The organism is Frigidibacter sp., from assembly GCF_030695035.1.
Lineage (GTDB): Bacteria > Pseudomonadota > Alphaproteobacteria > Rhodobacterales > Rhodobacteraceae > Frigidibacter.
In genome coordinates this window covers 71,885-92,358 of sequence record NZ_JAUYTT010000010.1, presented here as the reverse complement: position 1 = coordinate 92,358, position 20,474 = coordinate 71,885, and the positions used below count along the sequence as shown (strand labels likewise).

General features: G+C 68.4%; 13 protein-coding genes. 1 reads left to right on the top strand and 12 read right to left on the bottom strand.

Annotated elements, in window-relative coordinates; all coding sequences use genetic code 11:
* Positions 1-3 precede the first annotated feature (3 nt).
* From Q8S30_RS09580 to Q8S30_RS09555, 6 genes are all read right to left on the bottom strand, one after another.
* Positions 4-984, bottom strand: coding sequence for a TRAP transporter substrate-binding protein (locus Q8S30_RS09580; protein ID WP_305665800.1), 981 nt, complete (start codon positions 982-984; stop codon positions 4-6).
* Between the two features lie 79 nt (positions 985-1,063).
* On the bottom strand, positions 1,064-1,936 hold the full coding sequence (locus Q8S30_RS09575) for an NAD(P)-dependent oxidoreductase (protein ID WP_305665799.1): 873 nt from the start codon (positions 1,934-1,936) through the stop codon (positions 1,064-1,066).
* A 53-nt stretch (positions 1,937-1,989) separates the two neighbouring features.
* Positions 1,990-3,477 (bottom strand): aldehyde dehydrogenase, encoded by a 1,488-nt coding sequence (locus Q8S30_RS09570; RefSeq protein ID WP_305665798.1) that lies wholly within the window; start codon positions 3,475-3,477, stop codon positions 1,990-1,992.
* 99 nt (positions 3,478-3,576) lie between these two features.
* Positions 3,577-5,154 (bottom strand): GMC family oxidoreductase, encoded by a 1,578-nt coding sequence (locus tag Q8S30_RS09565; protein ID WP_305665797.1) that lies wholly within the window; start codon positions 5,152-5,154, stop codon positions 3,577-3,579.
* A 3-nt stretch (positions 5,155-5,157) separates the two neighbouring features.
* Positions 5,158-6,570 (bottom strand): aldehyde dehydrogenase family protein, encoded by a 1,413-nt coding sequence (locus tag Q8S30_RS09560; RefSeq protein ID WP_305665796.1) that lies wholly within the window; start codon positions 6,568-6,570, stop codon positions 5,158-5,160.
* A 206-nt stretch (positions 6,571-6,776) separates the two neighbouring features.
* Positions 6,777-7,496 (bottom strand): NAD(P)-dependent oxidoreductase, encoded by a 720-nt coding sequence (locus tag Q8S30_RS09555; RefSeq protein WP_305665795.1) that lies wholly within the window; start codon positions 7,494-7,496, stop codon positions 6,777-6,779.
* Between the two features lie 119 nt (positions 7,497-7,615).
* On the opposite strand from Q8S30_RS09555, the gene Q8S30_RS09550 reads away from it, so the two are divergent.
* A complete protein-coding gene (locus tag Q8S30_RS09550) occupies positions 7,616-8,236 on the top strand; it encodes a TetR/AcrR family transcriptional regulator (RefSeq protein WP_305665794.1) in 621 nt (206 codons plus the stop codon).
* Between the two features lie 169 nt (positions 8,237-8,405).
* Here Q8S30_RS09550 and Q8S30_RS09545 read toward each other — a convergent pair whose 3' ends face one another.
* The 6 genes from Q8S30_RS09545 to Q8S30_RS09520 form a co-directional block, all read right to left on the bottom strand.
* Positions 8,406-9,023, bottom strand: a complete 618-nt coding sequence (locus tag Q8S30_RS09545; RefSeq protein WP_305665793.1) for an ABC-type transport auxiliary lipoprotein family protein — start codon at positions 9,021-9,023, stop codon at positions 8,406-8,408.
* A 5-nt stretch (positions 9,024-9,028) separates the two neighbouring features.
* Complete coding sequence (locus Q8S30_RS09540; protein WP_305665792.1) at positions 9,029-9,934, bottom strand: MlaD family protein; 906 nt, start codon at positions 9,932-9,934, stop codon at positions 9,029-9,031.
* The gene (locus tag Q8S30_RS09535) at positions 9,934-10,707 is read right to left on the bottom strand and encodes an ABC transporter ATP-binding protein (protein WP_371135482.1); all 774 of its coding nucleotides are present in this window, start codon (positions 10,705-10,707) and stop codon (positions 9,934-9,936) included. Before Q8S30_RS09535 ends, Q8S30_RS09540 begins: the two co-directional genes overlap by 1 nt.
* The gene (locus tag Q8S30_RS09530) at positions 10,707-11,807 is read right to left on the bottom strand and encodes an ABC transporter permease (RefSeq protein WP_305665791.1); all 1,101 of its coding nucleotides are present in this window, start codon (positions 11,805-11,807) and stop codon (positions 10,707-10,709) included. Before Q8S30_RS09530 ends, Q8S30_RS09535 begins: the two co-directional genes overlap by 1 nt.
* Positions 11,804-11,995 carry a Thivi_2564 family membrane protein gene (locus Q8S30_RS09525; protein WP_305665790.1) on the bottom strand — a complete coding sequence of 64 codons (192 nt, stop codon included), beginning with the start codon at positions 11,993-11,995 and terminating at the stop codon, positions 11,804-11,806. The genes Q8S30_RS09530 and Q8S30_RS09525 overlap by 4 nt, the downstream gene beginning before the upstream one ends.
* Before the next feature lie 123 nt (positions 11,996-12,118).
* Positions 12,119-20,434: a GH36-type glycosyl hydrolase domain-containing protein gene (locus Q8S30_RS09520; protein ID WP_305665789.1), complete on the bottom strand. Its 8,316-nt coding sequence runs from the start codon at positions 20,432-20,434 to the stop codon at positions 12,119-12,121.
* Positions 20,435-20,474: the final 40 nt, after the last annotated feature.

The window sequence follows — 20,474 nt, the reverse complement described above, 5'->3', positions numbered from 1 at the left end:
TCGTTACTGGAAGTTGACGATCGAGTTGACGAAGTCTTCGCCATAGGTCTCGTAATAGCCGTCATAGGCGGACTGGATCGAGGTCTGGAATGCGGCTTTCTCTTCGGCCGAGAGGGCGTTCACTTCCATGCCGCGCTCTTTCAGCGTCTCGACGCCATTCGCCTCGACATCATCGACATAACCGCGCATCGCGCCCACGGCCTCGGTCGCGGCCTTCTCGAAGGCGGCTTTCTGCGTGTCGTCCAGCCCATCCCAGAACGGCTTGGACACCAGCAGCATCGCCGGCGAATAGACGTGGCCGGACAGCGTGAGATACTTCTGCACCTCGTTCAGCTTGGCCGAAACGATCACCGACAGCGGGTTTTCCTGCCCGTCGATCACGCCCTGCTGCAGCGACGAGATCACCTCGGGCCAGGCCATCGGCGTCGGCGCGGCGCCCATCGCGTTGAAGGCGGCCAGGTGGACCGGGTTTTCCATGGTGCGGATCTTCAGGCCCGCCACGTCTGCCGGCGTCTGGATCGCATTGCGGTTGTTGGTGATGTGGCGGAAGCCCTGTTCACCCCAGGCAAGGCCGACGAGGCCCACATTGTCGAACTCGGCCAAGATGTCCTGGCCGATGGGGCCGTCCAGAACCGCGCGGGCATGGGCCAGGTCGCGGAACAGGAACGGCACGTCAAAGACGCCGGTCGCGGGCACGAAGTTCGCCAGCGTGCCCGATGACACGATGGTCGCCTCGATGGTGCCAAGCTGCAGGCCTTCGATGACCTCACGCTCGCCGCCCAGACCCGATGAGGGGAAATGGGTGAAGGTGAACTGGTCGCCGGTTTCGGCGGTCACGACCTCTTCGAACTTGTCGGCGGCGACGCCGTAATGGCTGTCAGGCGCCAGCGCGTAGCCGATCTTGACTTCGGTCTGCGCGGCGGCCGGAAGGCCAAGCGCGACGAGGGCACCGGTCGCAGCCAGCGCACGGAAATGAAGTTTCATGGTAGTCCTCCCCTTTGGTTTTAACTTGCTACAGGCGCCCCATTTGGGTTGCAACCCGTTCGGGACAGGGCGTCTCGCCTCAGGGCTTGCGGAACAGCGTGACCAGTTCCGGCACATAGGCCTGGGCATGGCCGCCCTCGACTGCAGCACCAAGCGCCGCCGACACAGCGTCGGCAATGATCTGCTGCCCGCCCGCGTCTGCCGCCATCGCCCGGTAATAGTCGATGTCCTTCTGCGCATTGCCCACGAAGAACGGCAGGCCCTCCCGGTCCCCGGCCACGATATAGGGCGCCAGCCGGTCCAGCGCCGCGCTGGCACCGCCGCCGCCCGCCAGCACATCGACGAAAATCTGCGGGTCGACATCGGCATCCGCCGCCTGCGCCGCCGCCTCGGCCAGCAGCGACATGAAGCCGATGGAGACATAGTTGTGCAGCAGCTTCAGCCGGTGGCCATGCCCCAGCGGGCCGACATGCTGGACGGAGGCGGTGAAGGAGGCCAGCACCGGGCGGACCTTCTCCAGCACCTCGGCCTCGCCGCCGACCAGCAGGTTCAGCGTGCCGTCATGGGCGTGCTTCGCCGTGCGCGTCATCGGCGCATCCAGATATGCGCCGCCCGCGGCCGCGATGATCGCCCCCATGCGCAGGGTCGAGTCCGGCAGGGCAGTCGAGCAGTCGACGACCACGGTGCCGGGGGTGATTGCGGTCCCCAGACCATCCTCACCGCCCACGATGGCCTCCACCTGCGGCGAGCCGGTGACGCAGAGGATCACCACCTCCGACGCTGCAGCAACCTCGGCCACGCTCGCGGCAGGGCGGCCGCCAAGGCCGGTGATCTCGTCCACCGGCTGGTTGCCGGGGTGGTCGAGGAAGGTCAGCCCGAACCCGCCCCGTGCCAGCACATTGCGGGCGATCCCGTGGCCCATGAGGCCAACGCCGATAAGTCCGACACGCATGGTTCTCTCCCTTTGATTTTCGTCGCCAGCAAGCGGCACGCCCCTGCCCCGCGTCAGTCGGTGTTGATCCAGATCGCCTTGGTGTCGAGATATTCGTCCAGATGCTCGGTTCCGCCCTCGCGGCCATAGCCGGACATCTTGACCCCGCCAAAGGGCACCGCCGGGTCGATGGCGTGGTACATGTTGACCCAGACCGACCCCGCCTTGATCCGATGCGCCAGCTTGTGCGCCGTGCCCAGATGCGTCGAGAACACCCCCGCCGCGAGGCCGTAGGGCGTGGCATTCGCGCGTTCTACCACTTCGTCCAGCGTGTCGAAGGGCAGCGCGGAGATGACCGGGCCGAAGATTTCCTCGCGGGCGATGGTCATGTCATCGGTCACGCCGCCGAACACCGTGGGGTGGATGAAATGCCCGCCCTCGAGCCCGGCTCCCTCGGCCCGCAAACCGCCCGTCAGGACCTCGGCACCCTCGTTCGGCCCGGCAGCCAGATAGCCCGCGATCCGCTCCGCCTGACGGGCCGAGATGATCGGGCCGACATCGGTGCCCTCGTCGATCCCGTGCCCGATCCGCAGCTTCGCGGCAAAGTCAGCGACCCGCCGCACGAACTCGTCATGGATCTCGCGCGCCACGAACAGGCGCGAGCCGGCAATGCAGATCTGCCCCGAATTGGCGAAGACCGCCATCGCCGCAACCGGCACCGCCTTGTCGATATCGGCATCGCGGCAGACGATGACCGGCGACTTGCCCCCCAGCTCCAGCGACACGCGCTTGAGGTTGCCGGTCGCCGCGCGGGCAATGGCCTGGCCCGTGGCGGTGGACCCGGTAAAGACGATCTTGTCGACGCCCGGATGCGCGGCCAGCGCCGCCCCCGCCTCGGCCCCGAGGCCGGTGACGATGTTCAGCACCCCGTCCGGCAGCCCGGCCTCTTGCATGATCCGCGCGATCATCAGCACAGTCAGCGAGGCCTCTTCCGACGGTTTCAGCACCACCGTGCAGCCGGTCGCCAGCGCCGGCGCGATCTTCCAGACCGACCCGGCAATGGGCGCGTTCCACGGGATGATCGCCCCAACCACGCCCACCGGCTCGCGCACGGTCTGCGAGTAGATCTCGCCGGGGAAAGAGTTCGGGATGGTCTGGCCGTGAATGCTGACCGCCTGCCCGGCATAGAAGCGCAGCATCCCCAGCACCCGGCGGCTGTTGGCCAGCGTGCGCTGGATCGGCATCCCCATGTCGAGCGTGTCCGACAGGCAAAGCCGCTCCCACGCCGCCTCGAACCCGTCGGCGATGCGCAGCAGCAGCGCCTGCCGCTCGAAGGGGGTGAACCGGGACCAGGGCCCCTCGAAGGCCTTGCGGGCCGCGGCGACGGCGGCGTCGACATCCGCGGCATCGCCCTGCGGGACGCTCGCCAGCAGCGAGCCGTCAGCCGGGTTGCGGGCGTCCATCACCTTGCCAGAGCGAGCCTCGCACCACGCGCCACCCACGAACATCGGGCGGAAGCTGCCGTCATACAGCTCTGCCGCCAACGCTTTCCAGTCTGTCATCTCGTCTCCTCCGGCTTAGGGCGCGGGTCGCCCCGCGCTCTGGTCCCGGGGGATACCTAAGCCAGTCGGCGGGGGCCCCGCAACCTCCCGCGGCCGCTCTCAGCCTCCCAGCATCATGTCCGCCACGTTCTCGGCAATCATCATCGTCGGGGCATTGGTATTGCCCGCAATGATCGACGGCATGATCGAGGCATCGATCACCCGCAGCCCCTCCACCCCGCGCACCCGCGCCTGCGGATCGACGACAGAGGCCGCATCCGCCCCCATTCGGCAGGTGCCGACCGGGTGATAGATGGTCTCGGCCCGGGCGCGGATGTCAGCGATCAGCTCTGCATCCGACACCACCCCCGGCCCCGGCAGCACCTCGGCCCGGATCTTTGAGGCGAGCGCGGGCGCGCCCATCACGCGCCGGGCGATCTTCAGCCCTTTCAGCAGCACCCCGATATCCTCGGGATGGCCCAGATAATTCGCCTCGATCCGGGGCGGAGCCGTGGGGTCCGCGCTGGCCAGCCCGATACGCCCGCGGCTTTGCGGCAGCAGGTCGCAGACATGCAGCGTAACGCCATAACCCCAGGAAATCTGCCGGCCGTGATCGCGCAGATAGGCGGGCAGGAAATGGAACTGCAGGTTGGGCCGGTCGCGCCCGGCATCCGAGCGCACGAAACCCCCAGCCTCGGCGACGTTCGAGGTCAGCTCGCCCGTGCCCCTGGTGGCGAAGCGCCACGCGGCCCGCAGGGCGCGCGGCAGGAAGCTTGGCGCGAGCCCGATGGGTTCGCGGCCTCTGGTGCAGGACATCACCGTGATGTCGAGATGGTCCGCCAGATTCTCCCCGACCTCGGGCGCATCGTGCACCAGCTCGATGCCGTGCCGTGCCAGCTCTGCCGCCGGGCCGATCCCCGACAGCATCAGCAGTTGCGGCGACTTCACCGCCCCCGCCGCAACAATCACCTCGCCGCCCTCCCTCAGCAGCAGGTCGCGGCCCCGGAGCCGCACACCAATGGCGCGGCGATCCTGAAACAGCACGCGTTCCACCTGCGCGCCGGTCTCGACCGTCAGGTTCGCCCGGGAGCGTATGGGCGCCAGAAACGCCCGCGCGGCGCTCAGCCGTCGGCCATTGCGCTGCGTCACCTGATAGAGGCCGACGCCCTCCTGGCTCTCGCCGTTGAAATCCCCGTTCTCGGGAAACTGGCACTCCACCCCCGCCTGCACGAAAGCGCGGCTCATCGGGTTCACCTCACGCAGATCGCTGACCGTCAGCGGCCCGTCCGTGCCGTGATGCGCATCCGCAAGGCCCGTGTTCCCCTCCATCCGCAGGAACAGCGCGCGGGCCCGGTCCCAGCCCCAATGCGGCCCTGCGGCGGCGGCCCAGCCTTCATAATCCGCCGGGTGCCCGCGCATGTAGATCATCGCATTGATCGAGCTCGACCCGCCCAGAACCTTGCCCCGCGGCCAATAGAGCCGGCGGCCGCTCAGCGCCAACTCGGGCGCTGTGTCGAAGGCCCAGTTGATGGTCCTGTTGCGCGCCATCGCGGCAAGGCCGAGGGGCATGTGGATCAGCGGGTTGCGATCCCGCCCGCCCGCCTCGATCAGGCAAACGCGTGTGCCCGGATCGGCGGACAGGCGGTTCGCCAGCACACATCCGGCCGACCCCGCCCCGACGATGATATAGTCGAACATGCGCTACCCCAAGAACCGCTTCACCAGCCCGATCAACCGTTTCACCCGCGCCGTATAGGGCGGGAAGACCAGCGGCAGGGCCGATCCGTGATTGGTCAGGATCGCCCGCTCATGGCTGAAGGCGCGGAAGCCATACTCGCCATGCGCCGCGCCGATGCCCGAGTGATTCACGCCGCCGAAGGGCAGCCCGGTATGGGTGAACTGCGCCACCGTCAGGTTCACGCCGACGCTGCCCGAGCTGGTGGCGGCGATGATCCGCTCCGTGCCCGCGCGGTCCTTGTCGAAGACATAGAGCGCCAGTGGCTTGGGGCCGGCGTTGATCTTGGCGATCACTTCGGCGATGTCGTCATAGGCGATGACCGGCAGGATCGGGCCGAAGATCTCCTCGGAGGAGATCCGCATCTCGGGCGTCAGCGCCTCGATCAGGGTCGGGGCCATGCGGCGGCCTTGCATCTCTCCCCCGAGCGTCAGTTGCGCCCCTTTGGACAGCGCATCGCTCAGCAGCCCCGACAGCCGCTCGGCGTGCCGGTCACTCACGATCTGCGCCAGATGCGGGCTTGCCCCGGCCTCGCCATAGGACTTGGCGATCCGTAAGCGCAGGGCGGCGGTGAAGTCATCCTTGACGGAGCGGTGGACGAACACATGATCCGGCGCGATGCAGGTCTGGCCGGCATTGGCGAACTTGCCGAAGGTAATCCATTTGGCAGCCTGCGTCAGGTCGGCCTGCGATCCGACGATGGTCGGCGACTTGCCCCCCAGCTCCAGCGTCACCGAGGCAAGCGTCTTCGCGGCGGCGGCCATCACGATGGACCCAACGGCCGGGCTGCCGGTGAAGAAGATATGATCAAAGGGCAGCGCCAGCAGCGCCTCGGACGCCTCCACCCCGCCCTCGACGACCGTCACCAGGTCCGGCGAGAACGCCTCCCCCATCATCCGCGCGATCAGCGCCGAGGTGGCTGGCGTCATCTCTGACGGTTTGAGGATCGCGCTGTTGCCCGCCGCAAGAGCCGAGACCAAAGGCCCGAGGCACAGGCTGAACGGATAGTTCCACGGCGCGATGATCAGGCACACGCCCCGCGCCTCGGGCCGGATGCGGGCGGAGGTGCCCAAGGTAGCAAGCGTCGGCAGGGGCCGCCGAGGCCGCATCCAGCGGCGCAGGTTGCGCCTCGCGTGCCGCAGTTCCTGCATCACCGGCAGCAGCTCGGTCAGGATCACCTCGGCTTCGGGCTTGCCGAAATCCGTCGCCAGTGCCGCGACAACGGCCGCCTCATTGCGCCGGATCGCCTCGGCCAGCCGGTCCAGCGCGCCCCGCCGCTCCGCCACCCCGAAGCTCATCCGTCGCGCAGCAGTGCCCGCGGCCTGCGCGGCAAAAGCGGTCGCAGCCCTTTGCGCAGTGGTGCCTGGCTGGTCGATCATCCTGTCCCCTCCCTGCCGGCGCCTCATCCCCTCCGCGCCGGATCTGGCCCGCCCCGTCAAGACTGGCGGGCGACCTCACCGCCATCTCTCAACGCAAATTGTCAGCCGTCAATCGCCCAGAGCGCTGCCGTAGCGGCATGAGGGGCGACCGGACGCAGCCCGACCCACGGCGCATCCGCTTTGCAGCTGCGCCGCCCCTTTGCTGTTCAGCCCTTGCTGCGCGTCATGCCCCCGGGCAGCGCGATCCCGACCCGGTGGCGGCAGAACCTGCCCTGCGGCGCCAGATGGTCCACGATGACCTTCGCGGCATCCTCATAGTAGATCGTCATCCGCGGCACCGACCGGGAAAAGGCAAGGCTCGAGGCAATCCACGGCAAGACCCCCAGCAGCGCCGGCCGCGGCACCGGCCAGATATCGGCGGACAGGACCAGCCCCTCGGTCGCGCGGCCGTCCGCTGCGTCGATCATCGGGCCGGGGCAGAGCACCGACCAGTCCATCCGGCTCTGCTTCAGCACCGCGAAGTTCTGCTGATGCTTGCGGTAGATTTCGGGCACCTTCGGCAGATCGACCGTCATCTTCGCAGTGCCCGGCACATCCAGCAAGGCAGCACCGGCCAACATCCAGAACCGGCCTCCCTCGCCCAGGGCGCGGTCCGCGGCCTTCACCACCCGGGTCACCAGTGCGACGAAGTCTGGCGCCGTGACATAACCCGCCGCATTCACCACCGCATCATGGCCCTGCATCGCTTGGGCAAGGCTCTCGTCGCTGTCGAAATCGACCGGGGCGACGAGAACCCTGCCCACAAACTCCGCCGGCAAGCGGCTGGCATCGCGCAGCCCCGCCGTCACCTGATGCCCCTCGGCCAGCGCCCGCGCCGCGACCCGGCGGCCGACATTGCCATTCGCTCCCAGAATGCAGACCTTCATCTCAAGCTCCTTCGCTCTCCTGCACCGGCAAGCGCCCTACCCGCGCGCGCGGCTGAACCTGTCTTGACGCCGACCATATCTGAACTATTTTATACTTTACTGTAAAACAAGGTCAACGAATGTCTGCTGCCTCCCCTGCCGTTACCCTCAGCAACAAGCGCATCACCGACGCGGCCATCCGGCTTTTTGCCGAACGCGGGGCCGAAAAACTGTCCGTCAGCGATCTTGCGCTGGCGGCGGGGGTGACGCGGGCGACGATCTACAACAATTGCCGCAACCCGGCGCAGCTGTTCGGGCAGATCGTGCAGCAGATGGCCGAGGACCTGCAGGGCGAGATTGCCACCGCGACGACGCATGTCGCGGACCCCGCCGAACGGCTGACAACCGGGATCTGCCATTTCCTGTCGCGCGCGCATGACGAGCCGGACTGGGGCGCCTTCATCGTCCGCTTCGCGCTGACCACCGCCTCGCTGCGGCCCATGCTGCTGGGTCAACCGGCGCGCGACATCGCCGAAGGGATCGAGATGGGCCGCTTCACGATCGAGCGCGAACAGATTCCGGCGGTTCTGGCGATGGTCGGCGGATCGGTGCTCTCGCATATGGCGCTGATCCTCGACGGGCACTGCTCGTGGCGGCGGGCGGGAGCCGACCTGGCGGAGTTCATTCTGCGCGCGCTTGGGCTGGACCGTGATGAGGCCCGCGACATTGCCCGGCGCGATCTGCCGGCATTGGGGACCTGAGAATATCGCTGGTGCAGAAGCGCCAATGTGCTGCGAGCCGGGCGGCAAAGCCGCGCACCATCTCTATCCTGACTGGCACAATACCGCATTCTGCGGGGCGAGGGACACGGTGGGAAGCTCCCTCGCCCGGCGCGGGACCGGCGCTCCGAGCGGGCGGCGTCTGACTTGGCTAGCGCGTCTGCGCCCGCGTCCAGACCACCGCCTCACCCAGCACCTGCCGCAAGGCGCTGTCGAAACCGCGCACCACGTCTGTGGTATCATCCGTCTGCACCCGCGTCGTTGCCGCAAACCGGCGCGTGGCGATGATGCGTCGGTCGGATTCGCGGATCAGCGTCATCATCGCGCTGACGCGGATGTCGAGCGGTTCGGCCTCGGCCCCCGCAGGCTCGGCGTGGAACTCCTGCAGCTCGGTCATCAGCGTGTAGTCCGGCATCAGCCCGGCACCGGTGCGCCCGACCAGCCGGAAGCCGCCAAGGTTCTGGAAGGACGTGACCAGCAAGGTCTGCACCAGCGCCGGGGCGGGTTCGGACCACTGGGCATCGGGCAGATACTGCGCCTGAAAGGCCACCGGCTTGATCAGGATCCGGTCATTCGCCAACGCCCCGGCAGAGCTTGGCAGCTCCACCACCAGATGCCCGCTGCCCGTGGCGGGCGCCGATGCGGCGGTGGCAGGCGACAGGGTATAGGCATCGCGGGCTGCGCTCGCCTCCGACACGGCGGTGAAGGCGCCGCAGCCGGAGAGCAGGCTCAGCGCCAGGGCAAGCAGGGCGGGACGGATCGGTTTCATCGCTGTCATCTCCTGTATTCCGGGGTCTGGGTGCCCAGCAGGAAGCGCCCGGGGTCGCTGCCGATCCGCGAGGTGAGGGCATTGATATTGGCCACCAGCGCCCGCGCGTCGGTGGCAAGCGCGCTGAACTGCGGCAGCCCCTCACGCGAGAAGCTCTCGAAGCCGGAGACCGATCTGTCGAGGCTGGCGATGGCGGCGCGAAGCTGGTCCATCACCGCCGGCACGTCATCCTCCAGCACGGCATTGGCGCTGGTGAAGGCCGCCTGAACCTCGACCAGCGCCGCATCGACCCGGACCAGCGACGCCTGCGCCGAAGCCATGACCGATTCCGTCTGCGTCGCCATCGTGTCGATCCGGGCGGTGGCCTGTTCGACATTGCGCAGGATCTCGGTGATCGCGGCGCCGTTCTCGGGCGTGGTGAAGCCGCGGATATCGCGCATCAGCAGGATTGCCTCATTCAGCAGGTCGGGCATTCCGGTGATCAGATCCTGCATGACCGAGGGCCGCGACGCGATCAGCGGCACATCCGCCGGGGGAACCCGGACCAGCCGCTCTGCCGCCATGCTGCCGCCCTCCAGCGCCACATAGGACACGCCAGTCACGCCCTGCGAGGAGAGGGTCGCCACGGTGTCGGTGCGGATCGGGGTGCTGGCGTCAATCTCGATCCGCACCCGCACCAGCGAGGGGTCTTCCTCGTCCAGCGCGATGGTCAGCACCTTGCCGACGGTCACGCCATTATACTGCACCGCGCTGGCAAGGCCGAGGCCGGCGACGCTGTCGAAGACGATGTCGTATTGCGCATAGGTCCGGTCGATCTGGACCTTGGCGAGCCAGAGCGTGAAGCCGAGGATTGCCAGAACGCTGGCAAGGGTGAAGACCCCGACAAGGATATATCTTGCGCGCGTTTCCATCAGCTGGCCTCCGCCGGCGGCTGCGCCGCATGGGCACGGGGCCCGTGAAAATAGGCGTGAACCCAAGGTTGATCGACGCGAAGCATCTCGGCCATCGTGCCGGTGACCAGCACCTTCTTTTCGGACAGCACCGCGATCCGGTCGCAGGTGGCGTGGAGCGTGTCGAGGTCATGGGTGACCAGAAACACCGTCAGCCCCAGCGCCTTTTGCAGCGCGGTGATCAGCGCATCGAACTCCGATGCGCCGATGGGGTCGAGGCCCGCGGTGGGCTCGTCCAGAAACAGGATCTCGGGGTCCAGCGACAGCGCGCGGGCGAGCCCCGCCCGCTTGCGCATCCCTCCCGACAGGTCCGAGGGCGACAGATCGCCGGCCGAGGCCGGCAGGCCCACCATCGCAATCCGCAGATCGGCCAGCGCCCGGCGGGTTTCGGCGTCGATCCCCAGCCGCTCGCGCATCGGGGCCGCCACATTCTCGCGCACTGTCAGCGAGGAAAACAACGCACCATCCTGAAACATCACGCCCCAGCGGTTCTGTACCGTGTGCAGGTGGGCGGCATCGGCGGTCAGCACATCGGTGCCCAGAACGGTGATCGTGCCCTCCGCCGGGTGCTGCAACCCGACGATGGTGCGCAGCAGCACCGACTTGCCGCTGCCCGAGGCGCCGACGACGCCCAGAACCTCGCCCCGCATCACATCAAGGTCCAGGGCTTGATGGACCACCGTCTTGCCGAAACGGTTGGTCAGCCCCCGGATGGTGATGATCGGCTCTGCCATCAGATCCCCCACAGCGCGAAGAAGATCGAGAACAGCGCGTCCACGACGATCACCAGAAAGATCGCCACCACGACCGAGCGTGAGGTGCGGCTGCCGAGCGATTCCGTATCACCCTTGACCTGCATCCCCTGATGGCAGCCCACCACCCCGATGATCATCGCAAAGACCGGCGCCTTGGTGAGGCCGATCAGCAGGTGCGACACGTCGGTGTTGTTCAGCAGCTGGGTGCGGAACATGCCCGGCGAAATCCCAAGCTCCACCCAGGCCATCAGCCCGCCGCCGACAAGGCCGGAGATATTGGCGATGAAGCCAAGCACCGGCAGCATGATGACCAGCGCGAGCACGCGCGGCAGCACCAGCAACTCTACCGGATCAAGGCCCAGAACCCGCATCGCGTCGATCTCTTCGCGCATCTTCATCGAGCCGATGGCGGCGGTGAAGGCCGAGGCGGAGCGCCCGGCCACGATGATTGCGGTCAGAAGGATGCCCAGTTCGCGCAGGATCGAGATGGCGATCAGATCGACGACGAAGACCTCGGCCCCGAATTGCTTGAGTTGCGAGGCGCCCTGGAAGGCCAGCACCACGCCGATCAGGAAGCCCATCAGCGCAACGATGGGCACGGCGTTCAGCCCAGCCTGATGCATGTGATGAACCAGCGCCGTCAGCCGCAGCCGCGCGGGATGCAGGATCGTCCAGCCAAGCCGCGCCATGACGAGGCCCAGAAAGCCGATGCTTTCGCCGACGCCGACCGCGACGCCGCTGACGGCTTTGCCGGTGTTGGCAAGCGTGTCGCCGGCCTGATGATGCACGCGGCGCGGCTTTGGTGCCGGAACAGCCGCCGACAGTGCGTCGGTCACCGTTTCCAGCAGCAGGGTCTGCGCAGCATTGGCTCCGGTGAGGGTGCCGCCCTTGCCCGCGCCCGCCCGCTGCCATGAGGTCAGCAGCCAGGCACCCGCCGTATCCAGCACCGTCACGCCCGACAGGTCGAGCGTCCGGGCTCCGGCATGGCTCTCAAGCAATGCGCGGGTCTCGGTCAGGCTGGCCAAGGTCACAGGCCCCTGCAGGGCAAGCGGTTCGGGGGCCTGTGCCCCCGCCGTCATCCGCCAACCTGAACCGAGCTGAGGCCGCTCAGAATCCCGGTGGCGCTGAGGATCCACAGGATCACGGCGATCACGACGACGATGTTCAGGATGGATTTAATCTTCCGGTCCATCGGGATGTAGGTGTTCACCAGCCACAAGAGGACACCGACGACAATCAGGGTGATGACAAGATCAAGAAGCGGCATGGGGGCATCCTTGTTGGGGCGGGCGCGGCAGGCGCGGTCAGCCGGTTTGGTGCGAATAATAACCCGGCGCGCCAGATCTAACACTGATCGGTGTTAGCGTCTGCAGCATAAGTGCTGGTTGCTTCACGCCCGAAGCCGGACCGTCAGGTGGCGCAGCGCGCCCTGCGGCAACCCGAGGATCAGGCGCCCTTCTGCAATCTCCAGCGGCACCCCGTCCAGATCCGCCGCCGCAATCCCGTGGCCGGTGTGGCCCGGGTTGGTGATGGTGATCTGCAGGCGGGTAGTGCCGAGGGTGAGGGTCGCCTGCATTTGCGGCCAGCCCTTCGGGAAGCAGGGGTCCAGCGTCAGGCTGTCCCCCACCCGCGTCAGGCCCAGAAGACCCTCGATCCCGGCGCGGTACATCCAGCCGGCGGAGCCGGTATACCATGTCCACCCGCCGCGCCCGTCATGCGGCGGCATGGAATAGACGTCGGCGGCGACCACATATGGCTCCACCTTGTAGCGCGCCGCCGCCTCGGGCGTCAGCGCGTGGTTGATCGGGTTGACCAGCGCAAACAGCGCCCCCGCCGCATCGCCGTTCCCCAGCCGGCACTGCGCCAGGATCGCCCACATCGCGGCGTGGCTGTATTGCCCGCCATTCTCGCGCAGGCCGGGCGGGTAGCCCTTGATATAGCCGGGGTCGAGCGGGGTCTGGTCGAAGGGCGGGGTGAACAGCAGGGCAAGGCCGGGATCTGGCCGCACCAGATGCTCGGTCATGCTGGCCATCGCGGTCGCGGCACGGCCCGGGTCCGCCGCACCGGACAGCACCGCCCAGGATTGCGCAATGCTGTCGATGCGACATTCGTCCGATGTCGCCGATCCCAGCGGTGTGCCATCGTCAAAGGTGCCGCGGCGATACCAGGCTCCGTCCCAGCCCTCGGCTTCGATGGCTTTCAGCACGGCATCGCGATGAGCGCGCCAGCGAGCGGCGCGGGCGGGGTCGCGGGCATCGGCAAGGGGGGCCAGCCGGTCGATGGTGGCGATCAGCAGCCAGCCGAGCCAGACAGAGGTGCCCTGCCCGCCCTCGCCCACCCGGTTCATCCCGTCATTCCAGTCGCCAGTGCCGATCAGCGGCATCCCGTTGGCGCCGGTGAGCTCGATGGCCTGGTCGATACCGCGGGCGCAATGCTCGAACAGGCTGGCATGGCTGTCGGACACCGCAGGCTGGAAGAAGTCGTCATGCGCGCCGGGGGGGACTGCCGGGCCGTCGAGGAACGGGATCTGCTCATCAAGGATCCCGGCATCCCCCGACACGGCGATGTATTGCGCCACGCCATAGCCCAGCCAGACCCGGTCATCCGAGATCCGGGTGCGCACGCCCTGCCCCGAATGCGGCAGCCACCAGTGCTGCACGTCGCCTTCCGGAAATTGCCGGCCGGCGGCGCGCAGCAGATGCGCCCGCGTCATCTCGGGCCGCAGCGCCGTCAGCGCCATCCCGTCCTGCAGCTGGTCGCGGAAGCCATAGGCGCCGCTGGCCTGATAGAAGCCGGCGCGGGCCCAGATCCGGCAGGCGAGCGTTTGATACAGCAGCCAGCCGTTCAGCAGGATATCCATGGCGCGGTCGGGCGAGGTGATTTGTACGGCGGACAGCAGATCGGTCCAGTGCTGGCGGACGGCGGCAAGCGTGGCTTCCGGATCGGCGGCGCGGTGGCGCTGGATCAACGCCTGGGCGGCCTCGGCCGAGGCCGCCTGCCCCAGCAGGAAGATCACCGTCACGCTCGCGCCCGGAGCCAGAGTCACATGGCGCTGCAAGGCGGCGCAAGGGTCCAGCGCCGGGCCGGTGCGGCCCGAGAGCGGCTTGGGCCCGATGCCCAGGGGGGCCGCCATGCTGCCGGTGTGGCCCAGAACCTCGCCCCGGTCAGCGGTGCGGCTGGTGGTGTCGGCCCCCAGATCGGCGAAGGCAACGCGGCCGGGAAAGGCGGTGGCGAAGGGGTTGCGGGCGAGGATCGCGCCCTGATCTTGCCAGGTGATAATGTGCGGCGCGGTGGCGCTGCGCGAGGTGCCAAGCACCCATTCGGCATAGGCGGTGACCGACAGCCGCCGCGGGGTGTTGCCGGTGTTGCGCAGGGTCAGCCGGGTGATCTTGACCGGGTCATCCGTAGGCACGAACTGCACCATCTCGGCCACGATGCCGTGGGCAGTATGCTCGAACCGGCTGTAGCCAAACCCGTGCCGCGCGACATAGGTGCCGCGGCTGCGGATTGGCAGCGCGGTCGGCGTCCAGGTCGCGCCGCTGTCCAGATCGTGCAGATAGATCGCCTCGCCCGCCGGGTCGCAAACCGGGTCGTTGGACCAGGGCGTCAACTGGTTCTCGCGGCTGTTCTCAGCCCAGACGGATCCACTGCCCTCGGCCGAGACCTGAAAGCCGAAGCCGGGGTTGGCGATGACGTTGATCCAGGGGGCGGGAGTCGTCTGCCCGTCGCGCAGGACGGTGACATATTCGCGCCCGTCTTCGGCAAAGCCGCCGGTGCCGTTGAAGAACTCCAGCGCCGGCGGGGGGCCAGCGTCGGCGGGGACCGGGGCGATCCGCGCAATCGCCACAGGCGGCGCAGGCACGATGGGCAGCGCCTCGATCTGGTCGCCGATGCTGCCGCGATTGGCCAGCAGTACGATCCGCGCCACCGACAGCAGCAGCGCCCGCTGATCCACCGTCACCAGATCGGCGCGCAGGGTGTGGATCGCGCCGCGCGGCCCGCCCTGATGCACCTCGCCGCGCAGGCGCGACTGGGCCGAGCGGACGGCGATGTCGATGACGATCTGCATGTCCTGCACGTAAGAGGAGGCGCGGTCGTTCAGGATCACCAGATCCACGTCGAGCTGCCGCATCCGCAGATACTCATGCGCGGCCAGCACCTCATGCAGCGCGGCGGCGTCTTCGGGTTCGCTGATCCTGAACAAGATGATCGGCAAATCGCCCGAAATGCCCATGGCCCAGAGCGCGGATTGCGGCCCCGCCGCGGCCTCGATCTGGCGCGGGGCGGCGCGCAGGCGCGGATCGCCGCGCAGGATCATGCCGCCGAGGCGCTGGAAGTCGGCGGCGGCGGCCGGGGTGATACCCTGATGGCGCAGCTGCACCTGGCCTTGCGTCCAGGACAGGGTCACGGCCCGCTCAAAGGACGACGGGTCGCGGTGGCGGTCCACAAGGTCCAGCAGCGCCTCGGGTGTGGCGGCGATCGCGGTCCAGAACGTGACCCGCGCCACGCCGCCCGAAGGCACGATCACCCGGCGGCGGAGGGCGAAGACCGGGTCCAGAACCGTGCCTGTGGTGCCGGAGAGCGGACCGCTGGCCATAGCGGCAGCGCCGATGCTGCCGCCGCGGCCGATGAAGCGGGCGCGGTCGGTTTCGTATTGCAGGGGTGCGGTTTCCTGCCCTTCGACCACGGCGATATGCGCCGCCCAGACCTCATGGTCGGTGGTAGACCGGCGGCGGCGCGTGGCGATGATCGCGCCAAGCTCGGGCATGAAATCGGTGACCACGAACAGCTTGGAGAACGCCGGATGCGCCAGATCGGCGGCAGGCGGGGCCAGCACCAGTTCGGCATAGGAGGTGAGGTCGATCTCGCGCGCATGGCCGCCGGTATTGGTCAGGGTGACGCGGCGCGCCTCGGCATCGTCCTCGGCAGAAACGACGACCTCGGTGGTCATGGACAGCCGCTGGCCGTGATGGGTGAAGGAGGCGAGATGTTCCGAGAACACCGCGCGATGATGCCCCGCCCCCACGCCGGTGGGCTGCACGCCCGCCGACCAGAGCGCGCCGGATTTCACATCGCGCGCGAAGATGAACGAGCCCAAAGCCGCCCGCGTCGCATCTGCCCGCCAGCGGGTGACGGCCAGATCGCGCCAGCGGCTGTAGCCCGCGCCCGTCGGCGTCAGCATCACGCCATAGCTGCCGTTGGACAGCAGGTGCCCGGTCGGCGCCTCGGCCTCTGGCGCATCGAAGCGGCGCAGGGCGGGTGCGCCCGAGGGCTCGGCCTCGGTCACCGGCACATCCTTGGCGCGTGGCGGGGCGACGGTGGCATCGCGCGGCACCCGTTCTTGCAGCAAGAGGTCCACCGCCTGGATCATCGGCTCGGCATGGAACCGCGTGCGCAGCCGCCCACCCTGCAAGATGTTGGCGATGGCGGTGATTGTCATGCCCTGATGATGCGCCATGAAGCTTCGCACAAGCACATGGCCGGCCCCGGCGGGCAGCCGCGCGGGCGTGAAATCCACCGCCTCGTAGAAGCCATACCGCCCCTCGGCCCCGAGGGCGGCGAGTTGTTTATAGTTCTGCAAGGCGGCGCGCGGATCGACCATCGCCGCCAGTCCGGTCGCATAGGGGGCGACAACCCGGTTCGCCGCCAGCCCCCGCTTCAGGCCCAGACCCGGCACGCCGAAGTTGGCGTATTGATAGGTCATCTCCAGATCGCGGGCGTTGTAGGAGGATTCCGAGATGCCCCAGGGCATCCCCTGCGCCGCGCCATAGGTCACCTGTCGGCCCACGATCAGGCGGTTGGTCTGCTCCAGCACCGAGCCGACGGGGGCGCGCATGATCAGCGAGGGCATCAGGTATTCGAACATGCTGCCCGACCATGAGATCAGCGCCGAGCCCGCACCGATGGGCGTGGCAGCGCGGCCCAGCCGGAACCAGTGCCGGGTGGGCGCATCGCCCTTGGCGATGGCAAACAGGCTCGCCAGCCGCGCTTCGGAGGCCAGAAGGTCGTAGCAGTTCGGATCGCGGGTATTGGTCGAGACCGAGAAGCCGATGGAGAGCAGCTTTTTCTCGGGGTCCAGCAGGAAGGCGAAGTTCATGTCCATCGCCAAGGCGCGGGCGAGGTCCTCCATCGCCGCCAGTCGTGCCGCCGTGCCGCCAGCCGCATCCTCGAGCGCCCCGGCGATGCAGTCCCGCGCGGCGCCGCACCAGAAGGCCAGATCGGGATCGCTGAGGGTCTCGGCGATTTCGGTGGCCTCGCTCGCAAGCGGCAGCAGGTCCGCGAACGGGTCTTGCCGCGCATTGGCGTTGGCGAGGCGGTCCAGCAGCGTGGGGATGGCGGCGGTGGCGGGGGTCAGCGACAGGCGGGCCAGCGCCAGCGCGTCGGCAAGGCCCTCGCGGCGGGCGGCGTCATCCACCGGCCCCGCCTGCCATTCGTGGCAGGCCTGCGCCACGGCGATCAGATGCCCGGCCAGATTGCCGCTGTCGACCGAGGAGACATAGGCCGGGTCCAGCACCCGCAGGTCCTGCGTGTCATGCCAGTTGTAAAGGTGTCCGCGGAAGCGGGGCATCCGCGTCACGGTGTGCAGGGTCTGCTCCAGCCGGGTGAGGGCGGCAGTCTGGCCGATCCAGCCCATATCGCGCGCCACGGTGGCGGAGAGGAGGTAGAGGCCGATATTGGTAGGCGAGGTGCGGTGGAAGGTGACGGGGGTGGGGATTTCCTGAAAGTTGTCCGGGGGCAGGAAATTGTCGGCTTCGGTCACGAATGTCTCGAAGTATCGCCAGGTGCGGCGGGCGATCAGGCGCAGGGCGCGGGCCTCGGCCTCGGGCAGCGGGCGGGCGGCGGATTGCACCAGCGGGCGGCTGATGCGGTGGGCGATTGCGGGGGCGGCGAGCCACAGGAGGGCGAAGGGCACGGCGAGGGGCCAGACGGCGGGGTTGAGCGCGATGGCGAGCGCGAAGGTGCCAAGCCCCAGCGCCACGCCGCCCGCCATGCGCCGGTATTGCGCGACCATGCCGGGGCGGGCGCCGGCGCCTGTGGCCGCGGCGGTAACCCATTGCAGCAGGTGCTTGCGGCTGACCGCCAGCCGGAAGGCCGTGCGCCCGGCCGCATCCACCATCTGCCACGCCGTCTCGGCCAGCAGCGCGATGTTGAGCGCGATCTGCGCCGCCGCCCGCCACGTATCGGCCAGCAGCGCCGCGCCATGGCTGCGCGAAGTGATCCCCGCGCGGCCCGGCAGCACGGCGAAGGGCAAGCCCACCAGATGCGGCAGCGCCAGCATCCCCAGCACCGCGACGGTCCAGGCCGCCGCCACCGGCAGCGGCATCAGCCAGCCCGCGAACAGCGCCGCCAGCGTCAGCGGAGCCACCACGGCGCGGCGCAGGTTGTCGAGCATCTTCCAGCGGCCAAGCGCCGTCAGGCCAGAGCCGCGCCGCACCAGCCAGGGCAGAAGCTGCCAGTCGCCCCGCACCCAGCGATGCTGGCGGCGGGCGGCCACGTCATAGCGGGCGGGAAATTCGTCAACGACGTCGATATCCGAGGCAAGCCCGGCGCGGGCAAAGACCCCCTCGAACAGGTCGTGGCTGAGCATGGTGTTGTCGGGCACCCGGCCCGCAAGGCTGGCGGCAAAGGCATCGACATCATAGATGCCCTTGCCGGTGAAGGAGCCCTCGCCGAACAGGTCCTGATAGACGTTCGAGATGGCAGCCGCATAGGGCTCTATCCCGCCGGGGCTGGAGAAGACCTGCTGGAAGATCGAGCCCTCGGCCCCGGTCGGCAGCGCCGGCGTGACCCGGGGCTGCACGATGCCATAGCCGCGGGTGATGCGCTGGCGGGCGGAGTCAAGCTCGGCCCGGTTCAGCGGATGCGCCATCTTGCCGATCAGCCGCGCCACGGTATCGCGCAGCAAGCGGGTGTCGGCATCGAGGGTGATCACGAAGCGCACATCCTGCGGCACGCCGGGATGCGGCAGGAAGCTGGTACCCGTGCCGCCGCGCAGCAGGCGGTTCAGCTCATGCAGCTTGCCCCGCTTGCGTTCCCACCCCATCCAGACGCCTTCGGCTGGATTCCAGAGGCGGCGGCGGTGCAGGAACAAGAAGCGGTCGCCGTGGTCGGAGGGGTAGCTGGCGTTCAGGCTCGCCATCGCCGCGGTGGCCTCGGCGATCAGGGCGGCATCTTGGGGCGTAGTTTCGGTGCCTGCATCGGGGCCGTCCGACAGCAGCGCATAATGCAGAGCGCCGCCAGTGGTGGAGAGGTGATGGACCTCCAGTTGTTCGATCTGCGCCTGCAGGTCGGCGCGGTCACTGAGCAATACCGGCACCGCGATAAGGGTGCGCAAGTGGGGCGGGATGCCAGTGGACAAGTCCAGCCCCGGCAGCAGCTTGGGCCGCACGGTGCGTGTGACGGCGAGGTTCACGAGAGCTGTGCCCGCTTCGGTGGCTGTGAGGAGGCCGGTCACGGCCAGCACACCGAGGGCGAGGCCCTCCGCGCCCGTAGCCCACAGGGCCAAGGCGAGAACAGCGGCAGAGACGAGCGCAATAGCCCCGAGATAGCCGGCAAGACCCAGCGTCCCAAGCGCGCGGCCAAGCCGCATCCACAGGCCGGGCCTGAACCCAACCACCTGCTCGAGAGCGGGCCGCCCCGGGCCGATCAGACCGAAGCCGGGCTCGGCGTCGTGCTGCGCGGCAAAGCCCAGCGCAGCGTCGGCAACTGCAATCTCCGACAGGTCCGACCCGCGCGCCAGCACCTCGATCTCTGTGCGGTAGCTGTTGCGGGTGGCGAAATCCATCTCGGCGAAGGCGGAGCCACCCCGCAGGCGGGTGTCGATCAGGCTGACTTCCTCGAAGAAATCCGCCCAGTCGAGCTCTGACGCCAGCCTCATGCTGGTGACGATATTGCGCATGGTGACGTTCGACGCGCCCTGCCGAAGCTGCGCATTCTGCACCACGGTCTCGATGGACGAGCCCTGCCGGTGCAGGCGCGCGCCAAGCCAGGCTTGCAGCGGCGTATCCTCGGGGTCAAAGCCGCGCAGGCGCTTGGCGATCTGGGCGGCGATGATCTCGTTCAGCGGCGCATTGGCGAGGCTGGCGGTGGCGGCGAACAGCACCTCTTGCGGGGTCTGGTCCGGGGTCTTGCGGGCGGCAAGCACCTTGTCCACGATCTCGTCGGCCACAAGCCGCAGTTCGTTGCCTTGGGTGATCTGTTCGGCAAGGCGGCGCATGTTTTCCAGCAGCACAATGCGCAGGGTGATCGCCACCGCCCAAAGCTCGCCGATCGAAAGCGGGCTGACCTGCTGGTAGGATTGCACGAACTTGGCAAGGACCGGGCCGGAGAGAAGGCTGTCGGTATGGGCGACATAGGCCCAGGCGAGGCCGAAGACGCGCGGGTAGCCCGCGAAGGGGCCCTCGGCCAGCTTGGGCAGCTGCCGGTAATAGCCGGCGGGCAGATCATCCTCGATCTGGCGCAGCTGCTGTTCGACGAGGTGGAAATTGTCCAGCAGCCATTCAGCCGCGGGGGCAATCGGTCGCCCCGCCTGCAGGGTCTGCGCGCAGGAGCGGTAGGCACCCAGCAGGAAGACCGCGTTGTCCTTGACGCGCGCCGTCAGCGGGCTGACCCGGGCGCGGGGATGGGGCGCGACGGTCTGCGCTGCGGCCAGCGTCAGCGCGTGATGCTCCAGCCGTTCGGTGCCGAACAGTTCGGACCGGATCACGGTCGTGTCTTGCCAAAGGTCCGGCGAGGATCGCCACCTG

Excerpts from the sequence above, each read along its gene's own strand:
- Q8S30_RS09580 (WP_305665800.1), bottom strand. The coding sequence starts at position 984 with ATGAAACTTCATTTCCGTGCGCTGGCTGCGACCGGTGCCCTCGTCGCG.
- Q8S30_RS09575 (WP_305665799.1), bottom strand. The coding sequence starts at position 1,936 with ATGCGTGTCGGACTTATCGGCGTTGGCCTCATGGGCCACGGGATCGCC.
- Q8S30_RS09570 (WP_305665798.1), bottom strand. The coding sequence starts at position 3,477 with ATGACAGACTGGAAAGCGTTGGCGGCAGAGCTGTATGACGGCAGCTTC.
- Q8S30_RS09565 (WP_305665797.1), bottom strand. The coding sequence starts at position 5,154 with ATGTTCGACTATATCATCGTCGGGGCGGGGTCGGCCGGATGTGTGCTG.
- Q8S30_RS09560 (WP_305665796.1), bottom strand. The coding sequence starts at position 6,570 with ATGATCGACCAGCCAGGCACCACTGCGCAAAGGGCTGCGACCGCTTTT.
- Q8S30_RS09555 (WP_305665795.1), bottom strand. The coding sequence starts at position 7,496 with ATGAAGGTCTGCATTCTGGGAGCGAATGGCAATGTCGGCCGCCGGGTC.
- Q8S30_RS09550 (WP_305665794.1), top strand. The coding sequence starts at position 7,616 with ATGTCTGCTGCCTCCCCTGCCGTTACCCTCAGCAACAAGCGCATCACC.
- Q8S30_RS09545 (WP_305665793.1), bottom strand. The coding sequence starts at position 9,023 with ATGAAACCGATCCGTCCCGCCCTGCTTGCCCTGGCGCTGAGCCTGCTC.
- Q8S30_RS09540 (WP_305665792.1), bottom strand. The coding sequence starts at position 9,934 with ATGGAAACGCGCGCAAGATATATCCTTGTCGGGGTCTTCACCCTTGCC.
- Q8S30_RS09535 (WP_371135482.1), bottom strand. The coding sequence starts at position 10,707 with ATGGCAGAGCCGATCATCACCATCCGGGGGCTGACCAACCGTTTCGGC.
- Q8S30_RS09530 (WP_305665791.1), bottom strand. The coding sequence starts at position 11,807 with ATGACGGCGGGGGCACAGGCCCCCGAACCGCTTGCCCTGCAGGGGCCT.
- Q8S30_RS09525 (WP_305665790.1), bottom strand. The coding sequence starts at position 11,995 with ATGCCGCTTCTTGATCTTGTCATCACCCTGATTGTCGTCGGTGTCCTC.